General features: G+C 74.6%; 2 protein-coding genes. Both read left to right on the top strand.

Features of this window, described 5'->3' with window-relative positions:
* Positions 1-41: 41 nt before the first annotated feature.
* On the top strand, positions 42-3,188 hold the full coding sequence (locus NQ160_RS20375) for an ATP-dependent helicase (RefSeq protein WP_257516922.1): 3,147 nt from the start codon (positions 42-44) through the stop codon (positions 3,186-3,188).
* A partial coding sequence (locus tag NQ160_RS20370) for a UvrD-helicase domain-containing protein (RefSeq protein WP_257516921.1) occupies positions 3,185-3,756 on the top strand: 572 nt, incomplete at its 3' end. The genes NQ160_RS20375 and NQ160_RS20370, both read left to right, overlap by 4 nt.

The following is a 3,756-nucleotide window of genomic DNA, read 5'->3' as shown; positions in this document are numbered from 1 at the left end:
GCTGTCGGCGAACGTCGGTGGGGGCGGCTACCGTGGCTTCGATGCGACAGAGTGAACCCAGGGCACCCGAGCCCGGCTCCGATGCCGCCTTCGTCCCCGACGCCGCTCAGCGGCAGGTCCTCGCCCTCGCGCCGGAGACGTCGGCGGTGGTGGTCGGTGCGCCCGGGACCGGCAAGACCGCAACGCTCGTGGCGCGCGTGCGGGCGCTCGTCGACGCCGGCGTCGACCCCGACACGATCGTCGTGCTCACCTCGAGCCGCACGGCGGCGACGGCGCTGCGTGACCGCCTGGCACTGGCGGTGGGCCGGGCGACCGCCGGCCCGCTGGCGCGCTCGGTGGCCTCGCTGGCCTTCCAGCTCGTCCGCGCCGCGGCGGTGCACGGCGGCGGCGAGCCCCCGCAGCTGCTCACGGGAGCCGACGAGGACCAGCTGCTCCAGGACCTTCTCGCCGGTGACGCCGAAGACGAGGCCTCGGGAGCGTCCCGCTGGCCGGACTGGCTGCCCGCTCCCATCCGCGGCACGGCGGGGTTCCGCGCCGAGGTGCGCACGTTCCTCGCGGAGTGCACCACCCTCGGGGTCACGCCTGCCCGTCTCGGCGCGTTCGCCCGGCGGCTGGAGCTGCCTGCCTGGGAGTCGCTCGCATCGTTCGCGACGGAGTACGAGCGCGTCCGCGCCGACATGCGCGGGGCGCACCGAGACGCCGCCGGACTCGTGCGCGAAGCCGTCGGCATCCTGCGGACCAGCACGCCCGGCGCGGCGATGCTCGGACCTTTCGCCGCGGTGCGGGTGCTGCTGGTCGACGACGCGCAGGAGCTGACCCTCGGCGGCGTCGAGATGCTCGAGGCATGCCGCACGCACGGCATCGCCGTCATGGCATTCGGCGACCCCGATGTCGGCTCGGGCACGTTCCGCGGCGCGTCACCGCGCAACTTCGCCCGGCTGGCGGCGGCGGCCCCGCCGATCGTGCTCACCGGGGTGCACCGGGGAACCCCGGCGCAGCGGTCGCTGCTGGCGTCGGTGACCGAGCGCATCGGCGCCGTCGGGATCGTCAGTCACCGGGTGCGCCCGGCCGAGCCCGACGATCGGGTCGCGCCGCACGCCTCGGTGCGCGCCTTCACGCTGCGTTCGGCGTCGGAGGAGTTCGACGCCATCGCGCGACTGCTGCGGGAGCGGCACCTGCGCGACGGGGTGCCGTGGGACCGATGCGCCGTCATCGCCCACGACACCCGCCAGGTCTCTGCGCTCGAGGCGGAGCTGGCGGCGCGCGAGGTGCCGGCGCGCGCGAGCGGCCCCGGGCAGGCGCTGGGCGTCTTGCGCCCGGTGCGCGACCTGCTGCGGGTCGTGGAGCTGTCGGCCCGTCCGGCCGAGCAATGGACGGCCGACGACGTCACCGACGTGCTGCTGGGCGTGACCGCAGGCATGGACCCGGTCGAGCTGCGGCGGCTGCGCACGACTCTGCGGCAGACGGAGCTGGCGGCGGGGGGCGAGCGCAGCGGGCACGACCTGCTCGTGTCGGGCATGGCGCGGCCGCTGGAACTGGAGCTCATCGACACGCGAGAAGCCCGCCGGGCGGCCCGGGTGGCCGGCACGCTCGCGCTTCTGGCCGCGCAGCACGCCGCCGGCGCGACCGTGCACGAGATGCTCTGGACGGCCTGGGAACGCTCGGGACTGCAGACCCCGTGGGCCGAGGCCGCGCACGGTCACGGACCCCTGGCGGAGCAGGCGAACCGGGACCTCGACGCGGTGGTCGCGCTCTTCCAGGCTGCGAAGCGGGCCGTCGAACGCGAGGACGGGGCCCCGCCGCTGGCGTTCGTGCGCGGCATCCTCGACAGCGACGTGGCCGAGGACCGCCTCACGGCGCCCCCGCCCGAAGCAAGCGTGCGGGTGCTGACTCCGGCCGGCTCGCTCGGGCTGGAATTCGACACGGTCGTGGTGGCGGGCGTGCAGGACGGCGTGTGGCCGAACACCCGCCTGCGGGGCAGCCTGCTGGAGACCTGGCGACTCGCGGGAGCGGTCGAGGGCGACGACGCCATCGACGTGCTCGACCGGCGGCGGCAGGCGATGCACGACGAGCTGCGCCTGTTCGCACGCGCGGTCTCCCGCGCGACCTCGCAGCTCATCGTCACCGCGGTCGACGACGACGACACCGGGCCCAGCGTGCTGTTCGAGCTTCTGCCCGATCCGCAGCCGGCACCGCGAGAGGCCGAGCATCCACTCACCCTGCGCGGACTCGTCGCCCTGCACCGCCGCGCGCTGACCGACCCCCGCGCACCCGCAGCGTCCCGCGCCGCCGCCGCCGGCCAGCTGGCACTCCTCGCCGATGCCGGCGTCGCTGGCGCTGACCCCGCCCAGTGGTACGGAGTGGCCGGCCCGACCACCACGGCGCCGCTGCGGGATCTCGACCGTGAGGATGTGCGGGTGTCTCCGTCGCGTCTGCAGGCGTTGGAGCAGTGCCAGCTCGACTGGGTCATCGCCGAGCTGGGCGGCGACGCGGGCGGGGCGGTCGCCGGCCTCGGCACCCTGATCCACGCTGCCCTCGAACACGGTGCCGGACTGGATGAGGAAGGTCTCTGGGACATCGTGCAGCAGCGCTGGAAGGAACTCGACTTCGACGCGGCATGGCGCGACCGCGCCGAGCGCACCCGAGCGCGCGACCTCGTGCGGCGCCTGCACCGGTACCTGCGCGACGCCGAGCGTGAGGGCGTGACCCTCGTGAGCGCCGAGCCGCACTTCGAGGTGCCGATTCCGCTTGCCGATGCCGGTGAGCACAAGGCGGTGCTCAGCGGCTACATCGACCGCGTCGAGATCGGGCCCGACGGATCCGTGGTGATCGTGGACCTCAAGACGGGCAAGAGCGAGCCGCAGACGGACAAGGCAGTCGCCGACAACCCCCAGCTGGCGGCATACCAGCTGGCGTTCGAGTCCGGCGCCGTGGCCGCACCCGAAGGCGCGCGCCCGGGTGGGGCGAAGCTGCTGGTGCTGCGGCCCAGCGCGGCATCCAAGGACTACGTCACCCCGCGCCAGCTGCCCTTCGACGACGACACTCGTGCCGCTTTCGTGGCGCGCGTCGTCGCGGCCGTCGACGTCATGCGCGGAACGTCCTTCGTCGCACCCTACGAGGAGCACTGCCGCGACGAGCACTCCTACGGCCTCTGCCGCATCCACACGATCGGCGCGGTGAGCTCATGACCGGTGTCATCTCCGCCCAGGCCATCGCCTCGGCGCTCGGGCAGTTCCCGCCGACGCCGGAGCAGGCCGCCGTCATCGAGTCGCCCCTGCAGCCGGGCCTCGTCGTCGCCGGCGCCGGCAGCGGCAAGACCGAGACGATGGCGGGCCGGGTGGTGTGGCTGGTCGCCAACGGCCTGGTGCGCCGCGATCAGGTGCTGGGACTGACCTTCACCCGCAAGGCCGCCGGCGAGCTGGCCGAGCGCATCCACAAGCGGCTGCAGCGCCTGGCGGAGTTCGAGAGGCGAGGGCTGCTGGCGCACCTGCCGGCTCTTCACGCCGCGGGACGCCTCGATGCCTTCGCCGACGCGCCCAACGACGCCGCGCGGCGGGCCCTTCTCGCGGGCCTCGTCGCCGCCACGGGCGCCGTACCCGACGACGCCGACGACGAGTCGCTGCTGCACCGGCCAACGGTGTCCACGTACAACAGCTTCGCCGACGCGATCGTGCGCGAGCACGCCGTGCGCATCGGCCGCGACGGTCAGGCGGCGGTGCTCAGCGACTCGGCGGCCTGGCTGCTCATGCGACGCGT

Source organism: Microbacterium sp. zg.Y909, from assembly GCF_024626565.1.
The sequence above is the reverse complement of the archived record's forward strand: the minus strand, read 5'-3'. Positions and strand labels throughout refer to the sequence as shown.